The sequence below is a fragment of the Pseudomonas lurida genome, assembly GCF_013522705.1.
Lineage (GTDB): Bacteria > Pseudomonadota > Gammaproteobacteria > Pseudomonadales > Pseudomonadaceae > Aquipseudomonas > Aquipseudomonas quebecensis.
The window spans coordinates 1-20,452 of record NZ_JAAMRE010000008.1 but is presented as its reverse complement, the minus strand read 5'-3'; the positions used below and the strand labels follow the sequence as shown (position 1 = coordinate 20,452).

Genomic DNA, 20,452 nt, shown 5'->3' with positions numbered 1-20,452 from the left:
GATGGGGGAAAGGCCGGCATTTTAGCCAAGTTGGTCAGCGGATGCGCGGGTTGTCTGATGGAAAGCCGAGGCCGTGATGCCCCACTGGCCCAGCCAATAGGTTGCAATCAACAAATAGGGAGCTGCCTCAAACGCCACCACGAAACGATTGATGCCGATCAGCGTGTCGGAAAACACAAAGGATGTCGCCCCCGCCGCGGCGAGCAGCGCCGAACGCTTGGGCACATCGCTGCCCAAGCGGGCCAGCGCGCGCCAGAGCATGGCGCTGATCACCAGGGCGTAGACCACCACCGGCACCAGCAGGTCGCCCAGGCCGTGGCCAATCAGGATGCTCAGCAACACGGCGCCCACGCCCAGCGCGAGGATCAACGGCAGCAGCGCCAGACGCCGGCAATCGCTGAAATAAGCCTTGAGGTACGCCAGATGCGCCAGCAAAAACGCGCCCAGGCCAAAGATAAACAGGTCTCCCGGCCAGGCCAGCAGTACATCGCCCAGCAGCGAAAAAATCAGTCCCAGGCTGATCCAGCGTCGATAGTCGGTGGGTGGCGCATCATGCAGCCAGCCCAACAGCGCCAGCACCGGCAACGGCTTGACCAGCAGACACAACAGTGTGGCGTGAGTGGTCAGGCCGTAGATAAAGGTGCCGGCGCCCATCAGCGCGAGAATCAGCCAAGGCATGTCAGTTGACCGTAATGGCGCAGTCGAAGCTCTCGACGGGCTCGGCTTCGGGCTCCCAGGGTTGCTGGGAAGTCAGGCGCAAACGGCCCTGGCCCGGTGCGAAGGCCTGGAAGCGCCACGTCGATTGGCCGCCCCCGCCGATCACCCCGGATTCGCTGCTGCTATAGACCTCGGGACTCAGTGCGCGCAACACCCCGCCGGCTGAATCCTGGATGGCCCAGCGATAACCGGTGGTGGGGTTGCTGGGCAGGGTGAGGATCAGGTTTTGTCCGCTTTTCAGCTGAAGCGGGCAGGCGCTCTGATTGTCCACGCTGACGTTTTGCTTCGGCGCGCTGGCACACGCGGTCAGCAGGGCAAGGCTCAAGGGGAGAAGCAGGCGGGCAGCGGTCATGAGGGCTCCGATGTTTGGCGACGAAGACCGAGCATAACCGAAGATAAGACCGGGTGTTACACGCTGGATACAGGTTGCGGCCACTTACGCCATCGGGGGCAAGCCCCCTCCCACAGGTTGAGTTGTGAACCCATTCAAGTGTGGGAGGGGGCTTGCCCCCGATGAGGCCAGTGCAAGCGCTAACGGTCTATCAGAACAGCACCTTCGCCACATCCGCAAAGCGCTTGGCGAAATGCACCGTCATGCCTTCCTTCAGGTACTCCGGCAATTCTTCAAAGCTGCCACGGTTCGGTTCCGGCAGGATCAGTTCATGGATCTTCTGACGCCGCGCCGCGATGACTTTTTCGCGCACGCCGCCAATCGGCAGCACATGCCCGGTCAGCGTCAGCTCGCCGGTCATGGCCACGCCTTTTTTCGGCGGTTGGTTGCGTGCCAGCGACAACAGCGCGCTGGCCATGGTCACGCCGGCGCTCGGGCCGTCCTTCGGTGTGGCGCCTTCCGGTACGTGCAGGTGCACGAAGGCTTCGTCAAAGAATTTCGGATCGCCGCCGAACGATTTCAGATTCGAACTGATGTAGCTGTAGGCAATTTCGGCGGACTCCTTCATCACTTCACCCAACTGGCCCGTGAGCTTGAAGCCACGGTTGAGGGTGTGGATGCGCGTCGCTTCGATCGGCAAGGTCGCGCCGCCCATGCTGGTCCACGCCAGGCCGGTGATGACCCCGGTGCCGGACAGTACTTGTTCGTTGCGAAACACCGGCATGCCCAGGGAGCTTTCCAGATCCTTGTTGCCGATCTTGATCACCGTGTCCGGCGCATCCAGCAACTTGACCACGGCCTTGCGCACCAGTTTACCCAGCTGCTTCTCCAGCTGGCGCACCCCGGCTTCACGGGCGTAACCGTCGATCAGCGCGCGCAGTGCCCCGTCGCTGATGGTCAGGCTGTTCTTCGCCACACCGGCTTTTTCCAGTTGCTTGGGCCACAGGTGGCGCTTGGCGATGGCGACTTTTTCTTCGGTGATATAGCCCGACAGGCGAATCACTTCCATACGGTCGAGCAATGGGCCGGGGATGGAATCCAGGGTGTTGGCGGTGCACACGAACAGCACCTTGGACAGATCCAGGCGCAGGTCCAGGTAGTGGTCGAGGAATTCGACGTTCTGCTCCGGGTCCAGGGTTTCCAGCAGCGCCGACGCCGGGTCGCCCTGGAAGCTCTGGCCCATCTTGTCGATCTCGTCGAGCATGATCACCGGGTTCATCACTTCCACATCTTTCAACGCCTGCACCAGTTTGCCCGGCAGGGCGCCGATGTAGGTGCGGCGATGGCCCTTGATCTCGGCCTCGTCGCGCATGCCACCGACACTGAAACGGTAGAACGGCCGGCCCAGGGATTCGGCGATGGATTTGCCCACGCTCGTCTTACCCACGCCCGGCGGACCCACCAGCAGCACGATGGAACCGGCGACTTCGCCTTTGTAGGCGCCCACGGCAAGGAATTCGAGGATGCGGCTCTTGATGTCGTCGAGGCCCGCGTGGTGTTTATCCAGCACCTTGCGGGCGTGCTTGAGGTCGAGCTTGTCCTTGCCGTACACGCCCCATGGCACCGAGGTGGCCCAATCCAGGTAGTTGCGCGTGACCGCGTATTCCGGCGAGCCGGTTTCCAGGATCGACAGTTTGTTCAGTTCTTCGTCGATGCGTTTTTTCGCCTGGGCCGGCAACACTTTGCCTTCCAGGCGCTGCTCGAACTGCTCGACGTCCGCGCTGCGGTCGTCCTTGGTCAAGCCCAGCTCCTGCTGGATGACTTTGAGCTGTTCCTTGAGGAAGAACTCGCGCTGGTGCTCGCCGATCTTGCGGTTCACCTCCGCGGACAGCTCTTTTTGCAGGCGCGCGACTTCGACTTCCTTGCGCAGCATCGGCAGTACTTTCTCCATGCGCTTGAGCATGGGCACGCAGTCCAGCACTTCCTGCAGCTCGTTGCCGGTGGCGGAGGTGAGGGCGGCGGCAAAGTCGGTCAGCGGCGACGGGTCGTTGGGGCTGAAGCGGTTGAGGTAATTCTTCAACTCTTCGCTGTACAGCGGGTTGAGGGGCAGCAGTTCCTTGATGGCGTTGATCAGCGCCATGCCGTAAGCCTTGACCTCGTCGGTCGGCTCGGACGGCTGGTGCGGGTATTCGACTTCCACCAGATACGGCGGGCGGTGGTGCTTGAGCCAGGTGCGAATCCTCACGCGGGTCAGGCCCTGGGCGACGAATTGCAGCTTGCCGTTTTCGCGGCTGGCGTGGTGCACCTTCACCAGGGTGCCATACAAAGGCAGGCTGGAAGTGTCGAAGTGGCGCGGGTCTTCCGGCGGCGTGTCCATGAAAAACAGGGCCAGGGAGTGATGCTCGGACTTGCTCACCAGTTCCAGGGTTTCGGCCCAGGGCTCTTCATTGACGATCACCGGCAACACTTGCGCGGGGAAAAACGGCCGATTGTGGATCGGGATGATATAGACCTTGTCCGGCAGGTTCTGACCGGGCAGGGCCAGGCCGGTATTGGTCGAGGGGGTTTCAGCGTTTTCGGGATCGGCGTAGTCGTTAAGGTCGTAATCGGGAAATTCTTGCTGGTCGCTCATGGGGCACCTGCATCAGGAAGTATGGTGCTTAGATGGGGCGAGGTAGCGGTGGTTTCAATGGTGGGGGTGAGATAGCAACATATTGCATGAAATTACTGCGGCGACCCGCTCATGGGGGAGGGGGCTGCTCCCACATTGGGTCAGCTGATTTTATGAAGGTAGGCGGGGAGTGGCTGTTCCGGCAGCACCGATAGCACTTTCAAGCGCTGCAGCATCCGCTGCCGGGCCCGTTGCAAGTGCTCGCGCAGGTTCAACGCCGCCGCATCGAATGCGCCATGCAGCAGCAGCTCCAAAATCAAGCGATGTTCGGCGAGCATCGCCGGGTCGGCGCCGATCCCCAGCAATCGGTAAAAGATCCGGCTGATGATCATCGGGCTCTGGCCCTGGCGAATCAACGCGGCAATCTTGCGGTTTTGCAGGCCGGCCAGGCAGCGCTGGTGCAAGTCCTCTTCGATCTGCTCGATGGCTTCCAGGCTGCACTGGGGGCTGGCCTGGGCATCCAGTACGCGCTGCAGCATGGCTTCCAGCATGTCGCGGTCGAGGTTCGGTGCACTCTGGCGCAAGGCTTCGGGTTCCAGGCAGGCGCGCAATTCGTAATCTTCGGTGACTTCCCGCGCGGTCAGAGGCCCCGCCAGCCATTGGGAATAGGGCTCCTTTTCCACCAGGCCGCGGTCGCGCAGGCGCATCAGCGCCTCACGCACCACCGCGCGGCTTACCCCGTAATGGTCGGCGGCAGCTTGCTCATCCAGGCGGTAATGGCCGAAGGCGATACAGGTGGACAGCGCCGCGCCGATCTCCTCGACGATGCGCTCGCCCAGCGGCCGAGTGTCCATCAGTTCGGCCTCGCCATTGAGGCCCAGGTGCGCATGGCTCAAGGGCAGGCGCAGCGGCTCCATCGCCAGGCCTTCGGGGTTGATCAGATAACCACGGCCGTTGAAGCGGCAGATCAGGCCTTCGTCATGCAGCAGATCCAACGCCTTGCGCACCGGCACGCGACTGGTGCCGAACAGTTCGGCCAGGGGCGCTTCCAGCAATACCAGCCCGTGCCGCGCGGTGCCGCTGACAATCGCGTCACGCAACACCTGGTGAATCATCGCGTAACGGGAGGCCGAGGAGGATGCTGCTTTCATCGATTTCTCAAAGGCATGTAGGACGATGGCCGGGGATTCTCTCATAGAAGCGCCTGTCACTCTGCGCCACGCCGGAGGCACTTTTTTGGGGCCTTGGCCGAGGCGTTGTTACTTTTCTGCACCAAAATGTATTTATTAATAAAACATACATTATTTGGGCCTGGCGGAGATTTCCTTTACCCGTCAGATTTTTCCAACGTTGGAAAAGCCTCTATCCCGCGATTCTTGGCGACAGCCACGGATTAATCGTCAACCCACGAACACAGGCTGGCACGGATACTGCCTTTGTAAAATGTACATTTTATTAATATGTACGTTTTAGAGTGGGGTGTGATGATGCCAGATGCCACGTCAATGGCCGAGGATTTCGCCAGCGGTCGCAGCGATCCGGTGCAAGCGCTTGAACATGCGCTCGACCAGGCCCAACGGTCGAGCAGCGTGTTTATCAGCCTCACCGCCGAGCGCGCCCGCCGTGAAGCCGAGGCCGCCGCCGCCCGCTGGCGTGCCGGTCAGCCACTGAGCGGGTTCGATGGTGTGCCCCTGGTGTGGAAAGACTTGTTCGACGTCGCCGGCAGCGTCACCACCGCCGGCACCGCCTACCGTCGTAATGCGCCCGCCGCCGTGCTCGATGCGCCCATTGTCGGCCTGTTGTGCCGCGCCGGGATGGTCAGCGTCGGCAAAACCAACCTCAGTGAACTGGCCTATTCCGGTCTGGGCCTCAACCCGCATTACGGTACGCCGCACAACCCCTATGGCAGCGATCAGCCGCGGATTCCCGGCGGCTCGTCGTCCGGTTCGGCGGTGGCCGTCGCCGCCGGTATCGTGCCGATCGCCATGGGCACCGACACCGCCGGGTCGATCCGCATCCCCTCGGCGCTCAACGGCCTGGTGGGGTATCGCAGCAGCAGCCGGCGCTACAGCCGCGACGGCGTCTTCCCTCTGGCCCGTTCCCTCGACAGCCTTGGCCCGTTGACGCGCAGCGTGCGCGATGCACTGACCCTGGACGATCTGCTCCACGGCCGAGCTCAACGCCACATGCCGCGCAGCCTCAAGGGGCAGCGGTTTGTGCTGGAGCACAGTGTGCTGAGCAACGTTGAGCCGGCCGTGGGCAATAACCTGCTGCGCGCCGTGGAGCAACTGAAGGCCGCCGGTGCCTTGATCGAAAATCGGGAAAGCCCCGCTTTCAAGGCCACGCTGGAACTGATCCAGCAACAAGGCTGGCTCGGTGCCTTCGAAGCCTTCGCCCTGCACGAGGCCCTGCTCGACAGCTGCAACGCCGCGCAACTTGATCCACGCGTGCGGCGCCGCCTTGAAACCGCGCGCGGCCTGCCGGCCAGCCAGTTGATCGGCCTGATCGAAGCGCGCCAACGCCTGCAACAACACGTGGTCGACGACCTCGACGGCGCGATCCTGATCACACCCACCGTCGCCCACGTCGCCCCGCCCCTGGCCCCACTGGAAGCCGACGATCAACTTTTCGCCACCACCAACCTCGCCACCCTGCGCCTGACCATGCCCGGCAGCCTGCTGGACATGCCCGGCGTGACCCTGCCCAGCGGCCGCGACGCCCTGGGCCTGCCCACCGGGATGCTGCTCAGCGCCCCGACGGGGGAGGACGCGCGCCTGCTGCGCGCCGCGTTGTCCGTCGAATCCGTACTTAACGTTTAAGGAGACACACCATGGCTAAAGACATCCTCTGTGCATTTGGCGTCGACGTTGACGCCGTCGCCGGCTGGCTCGGTTCCTACGGCGGCGAAGACTCGCCGGACGACATCTCCCGCGGCCTGTTCGCCGGCGAAGTCGGCGCGCCGCGCCTGCTCAAGTTGTTCGAGCGCTACGGCCTGCGCACCACCTGGTTTATTCCCGGCCACTCGATGGAAACCTTCCCCGAGCAGATGAAGGCGGTGGCCGACGCCGGCCACGAAATCGGTGTGCATGGCTACAGCCACGAAAATCCGATTGCGATGACCGCCGAGCAGGAAGAAATCGTGCTGGATAAATCCATCGAGCTGATCACCCAGGTCACCGGCAAACGCCCCACCGGCTACGTTGCGCCGTGGTGGGAATTCAGCAAGGTCACCAACGAGCTGCTGCTGAAAAAAGGCATCAAGTACGACCACAGCCTGATGCACAACGACTTCCACCCCTACTACGTGCGCAAGGGCGACAGCTGGACCAAGATCGACTACAGCCAGCACCCCGACACCTGGATGAAACCCCTGGTGCGCGGCGAAGAAACCGACCTGGTGGAGATCCCGGCCAACTGGTACCTGGATGACCTGCCGCCGATGATGTTCATCAAGAAAGCCCCCAACAGCCACGGCTTCGTCAACCCGCGTCACCTCGAAGAAATGTGGCGCGACCAGTTCGACTGGGTCTACCGCGAACACGAACACGCGGTGTTCACCATGACCATCCACCCCGACGTATCCGGCCGCCCGCAAGTGCTGCTGATGCTCGAGCGCCTGATCGAGCACATCCAGGGCCATGCCGGGGTGCGTTTTGTCACGTTCGATGAAATCGCCGACGACTTTATCCGTCGTCAACCGCGTACCTGACCCCATCCCTTGAGGCGCCACCCATGTCCATCTACAACAAGCTTGACCTGACCGGTTGGAAGCCCCGGCAACTGTCGTCCCAGGAAGTGCGCTTCGCCACCTGGATCGCGTTTTTCGCCTGGGTGTTTGCGGTGTATGACTTCATCCTGTTCGGCACCTTGCTGCCGGAGATCGGCCGGCATTTCGGCTGGGGCGAAGTGGAGCAAGCCGAGATCGCGACCTGGGTGGCGGTGGGCACCGCCGTGGTCGCCCTGGCCATCGGCCCCATCGTCGACAAGTTGGGGCGACGCAAAGGGATTATTTTCACCGTGGCCGGGTCGGCGCTGTGTTCAGCGCTGACCGCGATCGGCGGGGCATGGGGCAAGTCGCCGCTGATTCTGATCCGTTCCCTGGGCGGTCTGGGCTATGCCGAAGAAACCGTCAACGCCACCTACCTGACCGAACTGTACGGCGCCTCGCAAGACCCGCGACTGACCAAACGTCGCGGCTTCATCTACAGCCTGGTGCAGGGCGGCTGGCCGGTAGGGGCGTTGATTGCGGCGGGGTTGACCGCGTTGTTGCTGCCGATCATCGGCTGGCAGGGCTGCTTTATCTTCGCGGCGATCCCGGCCATCGTCATCGCAATCATGGCGCGCAAGCTCAAGGAGAGCCCGCAGTTCCAGATCCATCAGCGCATCAGCGAGCTGCGTAAAAGCGGCGCGGTGAACGAAGCGCAGAACGTCGCCGCGACCTATGGCGTGGACTACGACGAACACAGCAAGGCCGGGCTCAAAGCCGCGTTCCGTGGTCCGGCACGCCGCGCCACCCTGGTGATCGGCGCCGCGCTGTTGCTCAACTGGGCGGCGATCCAGGTGTTCAGTGTGCTGGGCACGTCGGTGATCGTCAGCGTGCACCACATCTCGTTCGAGAACTCGCTGATCATCCTGGTGCTGTCGAACCTGGTGGGTTACTGCGGCTACCTCAGCCATGGCTGGATGGGCGACAAGATCGGCCGCCGCAATGTGATCGGCCTGGGCTGGATGCTTGGCGGCCTGTCGTTCGCCGGCATGCTGTTCGGCCCCAGCAACATGGCCATGGTGGTCGGTTTGTATAGCCTGGGCCTGTTCTTCCTGATCGGGCCGTACTCGGCGGCGCTGTTCTTTATCAGCGAAAGCTTCCCCACCAGCATCCGCGCCACCGGCGGCGCGATCATCCATGCCATGGGGCCTATCGGTGCGGTGGTGGCAGGGTTTGGTGCCACCCAGGTGTTGTCCGCCGGCAGCGACTGGCAGACCGCCGCGTTGTGGTTCGGCGCGGTGCCGTGCTTCCTGTCCGGTGCGCTGATGTTCGCCGCGCGCCATGTCCGCCCGGAAACCGTGCAGTAAGGAGTGTGAGATGAATCGTAAAGTTGCCTTGATCACCGGTGCCGCCAGCGGCATCGGCCAAGCCCTCGCCGTGGCCTATGCGCGCAGCGGCGTGACGGTGGTGGGCGGGTATTTCCCGGCCGATCCCCATGACCCGCACACCACCGTGAGCCTGGTGCAACAGGCCGGCGGCGTGTGCCTGATGCTGCTGCTGGACGTGGGCGACACCGCCTCGGTGGACGCCTTGGCCGCACAGGCCATGCAGCATTTCGGTCGGCTCGACTATGCGGTGGCCAACGCCGGCCTGCTGCGTCGCGCACCGTTGCTGGAGATGACCGATGCGCTGTGGGACGAGATGCTCAATGTCGACCTGACCGGCGTCATGCGCACGTTCCGCGCCGCCAGCCGGCATATGCGCGAGGGCGGCGCCTTGGTGGCAATCTCGTCGATTGCCGGCGGCGTGTACGGCTGGCAGGACCACAGTCACTACGCCGCCGCCAAGGCTGGTGTGCCGGGGTTGTGCCGCTCCCTGGCGGTGGAACTGGCGCCACTGGGCATTCGGTGCAACGCAGTGATCCCGGGGCTGATCGAGACGCCGCAGTCCCTGGACGCAAAAAACTCCCTCGGCCCTGAAGGCCTGGCCAAAGCCGCCCGCGCTATTCCGCTGGGCCGGGTAGGGCGCGCCGATGAAGTGGCGTCGCTGGTGCAGTTCTTGACCAGTGATGCGTCCAGCTACCTGACCGGCCAGAGCATCGTCATCGACGGTGGCCTGACCGTACGCTGGCCTGACTGATGTGTGCGAGGGGGGCAAGCCCCCGATGGTGGTGGGTCAGGCACAGCTGCCCTGGCTGAACCGCCGCAATCGGGGGCAAGCCCCCTCCCACATTGGAATGCCGCTGGACGACGGATGTACTCGCTTTAACGGTGGGAGGGGGCAAGCTCCCTCTCACATTGGAAGGACACTGGCCCGGCGGATGTACTGGCTTCAACTGTGGGAGGGGGCTTGCCCCCGATGGGGGTGTGCCAGACACAGCTGTCCTGGCTGAACCGCTGCAATCGGGGGGCAGACCCCTCTCACATTGGAATTGTGTTTGTTTCTGGAGAATCGATATGCCTCAACTCACTGATCGTCGCACTGTGATCACCGGTGCCGGCAGCGGCATTGGTGCCGCCATCGCCCGCGCTTATGCGGTTGAAGGTGCGCGCCTGTTGTTGGCCGACCGCAATGCCGCCAGCCTCGCCGAAACCGCCATCACCTGCCGCAACCTGGGGGCCGAGGTGGTCGAGTGCGTGGCCGATGTCGGTACGGTCGAAGGCGCTCAGGCCGGGGTCGACCGGTGTGTCGAGCACTTCGGCGGCATCGATATTCTGGTCAACAACGCCGGCATGCTGACCCAGGCGCGTTGCGTCGATCTGTCCATCGAAAGGTGGAACGACATGCTGCGCGTCGACCTCACCAGCGTATTCGTCGCCAGTCAGCGCGCCTTGCCGCACATGCTGGCGCAGCGCTGGGGGCGGATTATCAACGTGGCCTCGCAATTGGGCATCAAGGGCGGCGCCGAGCTGAGCCACTACGCCGCCGCCAAGGCCGGGGTGATTGGCTTTACCAAATCCCTGGCTCTGGAAGTCGCCAAGGACAACGTGCTGGTCAACGCCATCGCCCCCGGCCCGATCGAAACGCCGTTGGTAGGCGGGATCAGCGCGGCCTGGAAACGCGCCAAGGCTGCCGAGTTACCGCTTGGCCGCTTCGGCCTGGCCGATGAAGTGGCACCCACCGCCGTGCTGCTGGCCAGCGAGCCGGGCGGCAATCTGTTCGTCGGCCAGACGCTGGGCCCGAATGCCGGCGATGTCATGCCATGAGCGGGGTATAGCCATGTGCGGACTCTGCGGACTGCTCGGCGAAGACCTGCATTGGAGCGACCCCTTGGGCGATGCCGTGCCCAGGCGCCGTGAGCGCCTGCGCCGCATCGCCGCGATCAACCAGGTGCTCGCAGTGTTCCGCCTCAAGGTCGAAGACTTCCAGGGCGCCTCCTATTTGCTGATGGGCGCGACCGGCAAACAGGCCCTGGCCAGCGGCCTGGATCAGCTCTGGCAGGCGGCCGAAAGCATGCTCGGCCGCCCGTTGGACCCGCTCGACCCAAGGCTGTTGGATCACTTGGAGTCAACCTCATGAGCATTGCCTTGAATGTCATCACCGGCTTCCTCGGCAGCGGCAAGACCACCTTGCTCACGCGCCTGTTGCAAGGTGAAAGCCTGGGCGAAACGGCGTTGTTGATCAACGAATTCGGCGATGTGGGCATTGACCATCTGTTGGTCGAAGAGGTCGCGCCGGACACCGTGCTGCTGCCCGGCGGCTGTATCTGCTGTTCGATTCGCGGCGAGTTGAAAGACGCGCTGCTGGCCCTGTTGCAGCGCCGCGAGCGCGGTGAGATCCCGGCGTTCAAGCGCGTGATCCTGGAAACCACCGGCCTGGCCGACCCGGCGCCGATCCTGGCCACACTGAACAATGACGCGCAACTGCGCGGGCGTTTCCATATAGGCCTGGTCATCACGTTAGTGGACGCCAGCCACGCCGCCCTGCAGGAGCGCCTGCACCCTGAGTGGCTGGCTCAGGTGGCGGCGGCCGACCGCCTGCTGCTGAGCAAGACCGACCTGGCCGGCGACTGCACGTGGTTGCGCGCGCATTTGCGGGCGCTGAACGCCGGTACACCGATCCTCGATACCCACGCCATCCTCAGCGGCGACCAATTGCTGCTGGGCGAAGGTGTGCGCAGCGCCGAGCCCGCGCTGGAGGTGCAGCGCTGGCAATTGCACCGATCCACCACCGCGACCCACGGCGCCGCGCAGGTGTGCTGCCTGACCTTCGAACAGCCGCTGGACTGGGTGGGCTTCGGGGTGTGGTTGTCGATGCTGCTAAGATGCCACGGCGACCGAATCCTCCGGGTCAAAGGACTGCTCAACGTGAACGCCAGTACCGCCCCCATCGTCATTCATGGCGTGCAGCATTGCCTGCATGCGCCGGTGCACTTGCCTGCATGGCCGGGCAGCGACCGCCAATCACGCTTGGTATTTATCCTGCGCGGCCTGGATGCCGCGCGGTTACGCCGATCGTTCGAGGTGTTTTCGCGGCGGTTCGCCCGATGATTACGCTGCGCGTCCTCGGCACCTCCGTGACCTTGCTCGAAACCTTGCGCGTGCGGGCCGAGCAGGAACTTGGCATCCGCCTGGTCTACCAGGTGCACGATGTCGAGCAGGCACAGCGCATTGCGGTGATGCAACCCGACAGCTACGACCTTTATGACCAATGGTTCCATAACGTCGATTTCGTCTGGCCGGCGCGGGCGATCCAGCCCATCGACACGCGACGCATCGCGCTGTGGCACGAGATCAACGACCTGCCCAAGCGCGGGCGCCTCAGCCCCGGTGACCGCCTGGGCAGCGGCAGCGTGCCCAGCGAGCGCCTGTTCGTGCAGCACGACGGCAGCCTCGGCAGCACCGTGACCGAACGCATCAGCATGCTGCCCCTGACCCACAATGCCGACAGTTTTGCCTACCGCCCGGAGCGTCTGCCCGACGGCTTTTGCCACGGCAATGAAAGCTGGGGCTGGCTGCTGGACCCGGCATGGCGCGCGCGTACCGCGCTGCAAAGCGACGCCGCCATCGGCGCGCTGGATGCCGCGTTGGCGGTGCAGGGCGCCGGGCTCGCCAGCTTCAAGGACATAGGCAATATGAGCATCGAAGACATCGACGTGCTCGCCGATATCCTGGTGCGCAAGCAGAAGGAAGGGCACTTCGCAGCGTTCTGGTCGGACGACAAAGAAGCCGCGCAACTGATGCTCAGCCCGAACATTGATATCCAGAGCCTGTGGTCGCCGACCCTGATGCGCCTGCATCGTGCCGGCGTTAAATACCGCCTGGCGGTGCCGCGTGAAGGTTATCGCGCCTGGTTCGGTGGCTTGTCGCTGTCACGCCATGCCCAGGGTCCGGTGCTGGACGCCGCCTATGCCTACCTCAACTGGTGGCTGTCGGGCTGGCCCGGTGCGGTGATGGCGCGCCAGGGCTATTACATCGGCAACCCGGCCCGTAGTCGCGACCACCTGAGCGCCGCCGAGTGGGATTACTGGTACGCCGGCAAACCCGCACGCGAAGAACTGCCGGGCAGCGACGGCCTGCCGCTGATCGACCGGGGCGAGGTGCGCGACGGCGGTTCCTACGAACAGCGCATGGGCCATATCGCGGTGTGGAACTCGGTAATGGACGAGCACAATTACCTGGTGCGCCGCTGGGGGGATTTCATGCGCGCGCGAGGGCCGGCCTGACGCGCAAAGCCAACCCTCTGTCGCCAATAAGCTGACGCTCAGGCCCCCGGTTTTATTGGGTGGACAAGCGCCTGCCGCGAGCTAATCTGCTCAACACGAATACCCGAATGGGACGGGTATTTTTTGACGCCAGGTCAGCTGTCGCAGGGAATGCACATGACACAGGGACGCAGTGGCACATACATACGAACGTTGCCAGAGGGCACGCCGATGACGTGGCGCCATACGTTCCAGACCCGCATCGCCGGCGTGTGGGCGTTGCTGCTGCTGGTGGTGGTCGTGGCTACCTACTTGGCGGTCCAGGCCGCCACTACTCGCGCCGTGGAAAACCAGGCGCGAGCCCAACTGAAAACCGGCAGCCAGGTGTTCGAACGCCTGCTGGATCTGCGAGGCCGGCGCCTGCAATACGACCTTGACTGGCTCACCGCCGATGGCCCCTTCGTCCGTGCAGTGGCCGACGGCGACAGCGCGTCGATCCTGGCGGCGCTGCAGCGCCACGGCAGCGGCATTCGTTCCAGCGAAGTGCTGGTGCTGGGCCTGGACGGCACGGTAAGGGTCAGCACCTTGCCTGGGTTCACCCGCGGCCAGGCCTTCCCCTATGCCGACGCACTGCGTCGCGCACGGCGCAGCGGCCTGCAAATATTGATTGTGACCATGGATCGGCGCCCCTACCTGCTGGTGCAGGACGAGGTGGTCGACGACGTGCCCATCGCTCGTGTGGTCATGGGCGTTCCCATGGACACGTTGTTCGCCAATGAGCTGTGCTCCATGAGCAACCTGGAGGTGTCGTTCCTCAGCGTGCGGGACGGGGAGGCCGGTCAATTGTTCAGCACCCAGCCCGACGCCTATCAGGCCGCAGTGCTCAACCTGTTGCGTGGCGCTAACCCGGACACCGAGGCGCATATCCATCGCTTCTACGGCGAGCGTGTGCTCAGCCAGGTGCGGTCGCTGGGCAACACGGGCGAGGGCGATGACGTGCGGGTGCTCCTGCAAAGCCCGCTGGACCATGCCGTGGAAGCCTTCGCGCCGCTGGATCGGCAATTCCTCGGGATTGCCCTGGCGGTGCTGGTGGTGTCACTGGCCGGCGCATTGTTCCTGGCGCGGCGCGTGTCGCGGCCGCTCACTGCCCTGGTGGAAGCTGCCGGGCGGATCGGTGCCGGTGACTACCGCACGCCGGTGCGGGTGCGGGGCCACGATGAGTTCGGCCTGCTGGCGCGGGCGTTCAACGCCATGCAAAGCGCGATTGCCATGCGTGAACGGCAACTGGCCCATAACGCCCTGCACGACCCCCTCACCGGCCTGCCCAATCGCGCCCTGGCCATGGAACGCCTGGGCAGTGCGATCAGTGCGCGGCGGCCGGTGGTGCTGCTGTACCTGGGCATCGAAAACTACCGCGCAATCAACGAAGGCTTCGGCCCCCAGGGCGTCGAAGAGATGTTGCGCGAAGCCAGCCGCTGCCTGTCCATGAGCCTGTTGGCCAGCGACACGGCGGCACGTGTGTCCGGCAGCGAATTTCTACTGTTGCTGGAAAATACCCAGGTCAGCCGTGCCGTGGCCCGCGCCGACCGTCTCTATGCGCTGCTCACCGAACCCCAGCGCATCGGCCGCGACGAACTGCGCCATCAAGTGAGCATCGGCATCGCGGCGTACCCCACCGATGGTCAGCAGGTGGAAGAGCTGATCAGCCGCGCCGCCATCGCCCGTCACGACGCGGCGACCCTGCCGGGCCATCTGCAGATCTATCAGCAGGACCGCGACCTGGCCCACCAACGCCAGATCACCCTGATCCGCGACTTGCGCCGCGCCGCCGCCGAAGGCGCGCTGCACCTGTGCTACCAGCCCAAGCTCGACCTCAAGCATGGCCAGGTCCGCCAGGCCGAAGCGCTGCTGCGTTGGCAGCATCCCAGGCTGGGGTTGGTCTCGCCCGCCGAGTTCATCCCCCTGGCCGAGCGTACCGGCAGTATGTCCAGCCTCACCTTGTGGGTGATCGAGGAAGCCATCCGCCAGATCGCCGACTGGGCGCGGCGAGGCCTGCTGATTCAACTGTCGGTGAACATCTCGGTGGACGACCTGGCCGACGACGACCTGGCGATCCGTGTGACCACGTTGCTCGCGCAGCATGATGTGGAGGCCCGCCAGATGCTGTTCGAAATCACCGAGAGCGCGATCATGCACGACCCGCGGCAGGCCCTGAGCGTACTCGAGCAATTGCGTGGCTGCGGCATCAGCCTGTCGGTGGATGATTTCGGCACCGGCTATTCTTCTCTGGCCCAGTTGCAGCGCCTGCCGGTGCAGGAGTTGAAGATCGACCAGTCGTTCGTGCGCAACCTCGACAGCGATGGCGGCGATGGGGTGATCGTGCGCTCGACCATCGAGATGAGCCATAGCCTGGGACTCAAGGTGGTCGCCGAAGGCGTGGAGTTCGAACCCAGCCTGAGGCTGCTCAAGCAATGGAACTGCGATACCGCCCAGGGTTACCTGATCAGCCGGCCACTCAACGCGATGGCCTTTGAAATGTGGATGCGGCGCGAACGCACGGCGGTCTAGCAATCGCCTTGACCGGCTTCAGCTTTTTCGCAGAGGGTCGATAACAGTGATGGAGCCTGACCGATTGCAGCGTTTTTTACCGACCAACGGTTTGGCGTCTCCCGTGGTTCGATGGTGGCATTTTGCCTTGATTGCGGCATCATGGCTGTGATCGTTCTTTTTCGCCAAGGCTGGCCGTTTTCTACCGGATCTCCCATGGCCCGATGTATTCACCTGTTATCCCACCTAATACTGTTGCTGGCGGCGGCCGGTCCTGCTTCGGCAGCGACCCTTGAAGTGCTGATGCAGCAGGCCGACGGGCGCCCGGTCGCCGACGCGGTGGTGACGCTGCAAGGCCCGGCCGGCGCGGCGGCCGTCGTATCCAGCGCCGAGATGGACCAACGCGGCCAGCGCTTCGCGCCGCATGTGCTGGCGGTGCATACCGGCACGCAGGTGCGGTTCCCCAACAGCGACAATATTCGCCACCAGGTGTATTCCTTTTCGACCGCCAAGCGCTTCGAGCTGCGCCTGTACGAAGGCACGCCGACGGCGCCGCTGCTGTTCGACAAGCCGGGTGTGGTAGTGCTGGGCTGCAATATCCATGACTGGATGCTCGGCTACATCTACGTGACCGACGATCCGCACTTCGGCGTCAGTGATGCCCAGGGCCGCGTGCGCCTGGAGCAACTGACTCCAGGCGATTACCGCGCCACGGTGTGGCACCCGCAACTGGCCGATCTGCAGCCGATGGACGGTGGCACCCTGCATATTCCCGCCGCAGGCCTGAGCCACCGTGTGCTGCTCACACTTGAGCCCGCGTCGGCGGACCTGCCCCCGGCCCCGACGGCCTTCGGCGACGCTTTCAATCGAGCTGCCCGTGAAACTGCGCAGTAGTTACCAGGCGCGGGTCGCCACGGTCCTGATCCTGCTGCTGCTGGTGGTGATCGGTGCGTTGTATTTCAGCGTCAAGGTCGCCACCCGCCAGGCTGTCCAGGGCCAGGCATCGGCACAGTTGGAGGTGGGGACGCGGGTGTTCGAGCGTTTGCTGGATGTACGCGGCCGGCGCCTGGCCGACGGTGTGCAATTGCTGGCCGCCGACTTTGGCTTTCGCGATGCCGTGGCCAGTGGCGATTCGGCGACGATGCGCTCGGTGCTGCTCAACCACGGCAAACGCATCAATGCCAGCGACATGATCCTGCTGGGCATGGACGGCACAGTCCTGGCCAGCACCGTCGACGAAGTCGCCGAGGGTTCCAGTTTTCGCTATGACCAGGCGTTGCGCGAAATGCGCCGCCAGCGCCAGGCCGCGCTGTTGATCGTGCCATTGCAGGGCACCCCGCACCTGCTGGTGGAAGCGCCGGTGCTGGCGCCGTTGCCGATCGCACGGGTGGTGATGGGCTTCAGCATGGACACGGCATTCGCCGATGAATTGCGCTCGTTGAGCAACCTGGAGGTGTCGTTCCTGGCCATCGACCGCCAGCAGCCGGGAACGCTGGTCAGCACCCAACCCCAGGTACTGCGCGACAGTATCGTCAGCCTGATGCTCGGGCCATCCAGGCATGAGGGTGTGTCCACCACCGAGCACCTCGAACACCGTTTTCTCAGCCAATCGCTGGTATTGGCCACCAATGCCGACAGTCAGGTGCTGGCGTTGCTGCAAAGCCCACTGGATTCGGCGATGCAAGCCTTTGTGCCGCTGGATGAAAAGATCCTCGCCATCGCCCTGGTCGCGCTGGCGGCGTCGTTGATCGGCGCCTTGCTGCTGGCGCGTGGTGTATCGCGGCCGGTGCAGACACTGGCCCAGGCGGCCGAGCGCATCGGGCAGGGCAACTACCAGACCCCGGTGACCCTGACCCGCAGCGATGAACTGGGTCGCCTGGCCCTGGCGCTCAATGCGATGCAAAGCGGCATCGCCGAGCGCGAGCGGCAACTGGCCCACAATGCGCTGCATGACCGGCTCACCGGGTTGCCCAACCGCGCGCTGGCCGTGGAGCGCCTGGGCAGTGCGATTGCCATGCAGCGGCCAATGGCGTTGATTTGCCTGGGCATCGACAACCTGCGCGCCGCCAGCGAAACCGCCGGGCCGGAGGCCGTCGACGCGCTGCTGCTCAACGTCAGCCGGCGCCTGCAGGCCGCGTTGCGTCCGCGCGATACGCTGGCGCACCTGATGGCCGACGAGTTTTTACTGCTGCTCGATGGCGCGGGCCGCGACGAAGCGGTAGGCCTGGCCGACAAGCTCCAGCAACTGCTGTTGCGTCCGCAACGTATCGGCGACCACGACCTGGCACTCGACTGCCGCCTGGGCATTGCGGCGTATCCGGCCGATGGCGACACCGCCCACAGCCTGCTTGAGCGCGCGGCGATCGCCATGAAGGATGCCGCGCAGATGCCCGGTCGCCTGCAGGTGTACGAACCGGGGCGCGACCTCGCCCATCGTCGCCAGATCACCCTGATCCGCGACCTGCGCCATGCGCCCGGCCAGGGGCAACTGCTGCTGCATTACCAGCCCAAACTGGATATTCGCCAGGGCCACGTGCGCCAGGCCGAAGCCCTGTTGCGCTGGCAGCATCCGCAGTTCGGTATGGTCTCGCCGGCGGAATTCATTCCCTTGGCCGAGCGCTCGGGCAGCGTTCAGTTGCTGACCCAGTGGGTTATCGAGGAGGGTATCCGCCAGTTGTGCGAATGGAACCGACGCGGCTTGTACCTGCAACTGTCGCTGAACATCTCGGCCGAGGACTTGCTCGGCGATGAGCTGGCCCACCGCGTCTCGACGCTGCTGCGGCGCTATGGCCTGCCGGCCGAACAACTGGTGTTCGAAATCACCGAGAGTGCGGTGATGCGCGAGCCGGAAAAGGCCCTGAAGGTGCTGCACCTGCTGCGTGATTGTGGCATCAGCCTGTCGGTGGATGACTTTGGCACCGGCTATTCGTCACTGGCCCACCTCAAGCGCCTGCCGGTGCAGGAATTGAAGATCGACCAGTCGTTCGTGCGCAACCTGGATGAAACCAGTGAAGACGCGGTGATCGTGCGCTCGACCATCGAGATGAGCCACAACCTGGGCCTCAAGGTGGTCGCCGAAGGCGTCGAATACGCCCACAGCCTGCGCCTGCTGGAGCGCTGGCAGTGCGATACGGCGCAGGGCTACCTGATCAGTCGGCCCTTGAGCGCCGACGCTTTCGAAGCCTGGGTGGCCTTGCCTCTCAGTGCGCAAACTTCGCGGGTACATTGAGGGGCATGACGTGCGTCTTTCTCTTTTGATCGGCTGCGTGGCCGCCCTGAACGTGCCCGCCGCCCTGGCCGATAACGGTCGCCTGATCGCCACCGGCGGCGCCAGCAGCCTGGAAGGCGCTGCGGGCGGCGGCATCACACCGTGGGCGGTGCTCAGCGGTTATGGCGAACAGCACGAATGGGGCGCGACGGCGTTCGCCACCACGGTCAATCTGCCGGATTATCGGCTCGATGTCGCCGGGTTGGCGCTGGCCTACGACAACCGCGTGGAAGTCTCCTTCGCTCGGCAACGTTTTGACCTGGGCACCTTGGTGCATAAGCTGAACCTGCCCGACGACCACCTCGGTCAGGATGTGCTGGGGATAAAAGTGCGGCTGTTCGGCGATGTGATCTACGACCGCTTGCCCCAGGTTTCGCTAGGCCTCCAATACAAGCATCAGAACACGTTCGATATTCCGCGCCTGGTCGGCGCCAAGCGTGACAGCGACGTGGAAGGCTACCTGGCCGCCAGCCGTCTGTTCATGGGCGCAGCCTTTGGCTACAACGTGCTGGTCAACGGCGGCCTGCGCTACAGCCGCGCCAATGAAACCGGCCTGCTCGGCTTCGGTGGCGACCGCCGCGACCGTCGCAGCCTGCTCAAGGAGGGCTCGGTGGCGCTGTTGTTCAACCCACGCTGGGCATTGGGCGTGGAGTACCGCGAGAAACCCGACAACCTGTCGTTCGCCGGTGAAAGCGACTGGGCGGATGTGTTTCTGGCTTACTTCCCCAGCAAGCAGGTGTCGTTTGTCCTGGCCTATGCCCGCCTTGGCGAGATCGCCACGTTGGATAACCAGAACGGCACCTATCTGTCCGTCCAGGGGAGTTTCTGATGCGTGTATTACCCGTGCTGCTGCTGGCGCTGCTCAGCGCCTGCGCCCAGCAACCGCCCAAGGACGACAGCCTCTACCGAGACCTCGGCGCCATGCCCGGCATCACTCGCATCGTCGAAGGCATGCTGCTCAACATCGCCCGCGACGACCGCATCGTCGAGCGCTTCCGGCGTATCGACATCCAGCGCCTGCGCAACAAACTGATCGAACAGTTCTGCGTCGAAGCCGGTGGCCCATGCACCTACACCGGCGACAGCATGGCCGAGAGCCACAAAGGCCAGAACGTCAGCCGCAGTGACTTCAACGCATTGGTGGAGGATCTGATCAAAGCGATGGACAGCGAAGGGATCTCAGTGCCCACACAAAACCGCCTGCTCGCCCGCCTGGCGCCCATGCGCGGCGAAGTGATCGAGCACTGATCCCCGCTCCAACCCCATTCCAATGTGGGAGGGGGCTTGCCCCCGGATGGCCGGCGGCATCTATATAAACCTCACAGGCTGACCCACAACCTTGTGGTGAGCAGGCTTGTTGTGGTGAGCGGGCTTGCCCCGCGCTGGGCTGCGAAGCAGCCCCAAACCAAGACACCACGGTGTGCCAGACAAGACCACATCGCCTGGAAAGGGGCTGCTTCGCAGCCCGGCGCAGGGCAAGCCTGCTCACCACATCACGTCTGCTCATACATGGACGCCCCCAGTATGCCAAGCACTCAATTCGTGAAAACACAGACGGGATAAGGTTGCAGCCATACATCCGGACTTTAAGTGAGGCGGTGCCTCTGTCCCTGATGGAATTCGCTGAT

17 protein-coding genes are annotated in these 20,452 nt (G+C 64.1%); 13 read left to right on the top strand and 4 right to left on the bottom strand.

Features of this window, described 5'->3' with window-relative positions; genetic code table 11:
• Positions 1-21 precede the first annotated feature (21 nt).
• The 4 genes from G7025_RS09140 to G7025_RS09125 all read right to left on the bottom strand — a co-directional run bounded on the left by G7025_RS09140 (position 22) and on the right by G7025_RS09125 (position 4,810).
• On the bottom strand, positions 22-678 hold the full coding sequence (locus G7025_RS09140) for a lysoplasmalogenase (protein ID WP_181078330.1): 657 nt from the start codon (positions 676-678) through the stop codon (positions 22-24).
• A 1-nt stretch (position 679) separates the two neighbouring features.
• Positions 680-1,069: a protease inhibitor I42 family protein gene (locus G7025_RS09135; RefSeq protein ID WP_181078328.1), complete on the bottom strand. Its 390-nt coding sequence runs from the start codon at positions 1,067-1,069 to the stop codon at positions 680-682.
• A 190-nt stretch (positions 1,070-1,259) separates the two neighbouring features.
• Positions 1,260-3,680, bottom strand: coding sequence for an endopeptidase La (lon, locus tag G7025_RS09130; RefSeq protein ID WP_181078326.1), 2,421 nt, complete (start codon positions 3,678-3,680; stop codon positions 1,260-1,262).
• A gap of 140 nt (positions 3,681-3,820) precedes the next feature.
• On the bottom strand, positions 3,821-4,810 hold the full coding sequence (locus G7025_RS09125; RefSeq protein WP_181078324.1) for a GntR family transcriptional regulator: 990 nt from the start codon (positions 4,808-4,810) through the stop codon (positions 3,821-3,823).
• A 336-nt stretch (positions 4,811-5,146) separates the two neighbouring features.
• Between G7025_RS09125 and G7025_RS09120 the strand changes: the two genes are divergently transcribed.
• The 13 genes from G7025_RS09120 (at position 5,147) to G7025_RS09060 (ending at position 20,072) form a co-directional block, all read left to right on the top strand.
• Positions 5,147-6,478 (top strand): amidase, encoded by a 1,332-nt coding sequence (locus tag G7025_RS09120; RefSeq protein ID WP_181078608.1) that lies wholly within the window; start codon positions 5,147-5,149, stop codon positions 6,476-6,478.
• An 11-nt stretch (positions 6,479-6,489) separates the two neighbouring features.
• Positions 6,490-7,368, top strand: coding sequence for a polysaccharide deacetylase family protein (locus G7025_RS09115; protein ID WP_181078322.1), 879 nt, complete (start codon positions 6,490-6,492; stop codon positions 7,366-7,368).
• 23 nt (positions 7,369-7,391) lie between these two features.
• The gene (locus tag G7025_RS09110) at positions 7,392-8,732 is read left to right on the top strand and encodes an MFS transporter (protein ID WP_181078320.1); all 1,341 of its coding nucleotides are present in this window, start codon (positions 7,392-7,394) and stop codon (positions 8,730-8,732) included.
• Between the two features lie 10 nt (positions 8,733-8,742).
• Complete coding sequence (locus G7025_RS09105) at positions 8,743-9,504, top strand: SDR family NAD(P)-dependent oxidoreductase (protein ID WP_181078318.1); 762 nt, start codon at positions 8,743-8,745, stop codon at positions 9,502-9,504.
• A gap of 317 nt (positions 9,505-9,821) precedes the next feature.
• Positions 9,822-10,571: an SDR family NAD(P)-dependent oxidoreductase gene (locus tag G7025_RS09100; protein WP_181078316.1), complete on the top strand. Its 750-nt coding sequence runs from the start codon at positions 9,822-9,824 to the stop codon at positions 10,569-10,571.
• A gap of 13 nt (positions 10,572-10,584) precedes the next feature.
• A complete protein-coding gene (locus G7025_RS09095) occupies positions 10,585-10,884 on the top strand; it encodes a hypothetical protein (RefSeq protein ID WP_181078314.1) in 300 nt (99 codons plus the stop codon).
• Positions 10,881-11,855 (top strand): CobW family GTP-binding protein, encoded by a 975-nt coding sequence (locus tag G7025_RS09090; protein ID WP_181078312.1) that lies wholly within the window; start codon positions 10,881-10,883, stop codon positions 11,853-11,855. Before G7025_RS09095 ends, G7025_RS09090 begins: the two co-directional genes overlap by 4 nt.
• A complete protein-coding gene (locus G7025_RS09085; protein ID WP_181078309.1) occupies positions 11,852-13,030 on the top strand; it encodes an ABC transporter substrate-binding protein in 1,179 nt (392 codons plus the stop codon). Before G7025_RS09090 ends, G7025_RS09085 begins: the two co-directional genes overlap by 4 nt.
• Before the next feature lie 210 nt (positions 13,031-13,240).
• Complete coding sequence (locus G7025_RS09080) at positions 13,241-15,577, top strand: putative bifunctional diguanylate cyclase/phosphodiesterase (RefSeq protein ID WP_181078307.1); 2,337 nt, start codon at positions 13,241-13,243, stop codon at positions 15,575-15,577.
• A gap of 195 nt (positions 15,578-15,772) precedes the next feature.
• Positions 15,773-16,450 (top strand): methylamine utilization protein, encoded by a 678-nt coding sequence (locus G7025_RS09075; RefSeq protein WP_181078305.1) that lies wholly within the window; start codon positions 15,773-15,775, stop codon positions 16,448-16,450.
• Positions 16,434-18,785 (top strand): putative bifunctional diguanylate cyclase/phosphodiesterase, encoded by a 2,352-nt coding sequence (locus G7025_RS09070; protein ID WP_181078303.1) that lies wholly within the window; start codon positions 16,434-16,436, stop codon positions 18,783-18,785. Before G7025_RS09075 ends, G7025_RS09070 begins: the two co-directional genes overlap by 17 nt.
• 10 nt (positions 18,786-18,795) lie before the next feature.
• Entirely contained in the window at positions 18,796-19,653 is an 858-nt protein-coding gene (locus tag G7025_RS09065) for a DUF3034 family protein (RefSeq protein WP_181078301.1), read from the top strand.
• Positions 19,653-20,072, top strand: a complete 420-nt coding sequence (locus G7025_RS09060; protein ID WP_375139327.1) for a group I truncated hemoglobin — start codon at positions 19,653-19,655, stop codon at positions 20,070-20,072. The genes G7025_RS09065 and G7025_RS09060 overlap by 1 nt, the downstream gene beginning before the upstream one ends.
• The last annotated feature ends 380 nt before the right edge of the window (positions 20,073-20,452 follow it).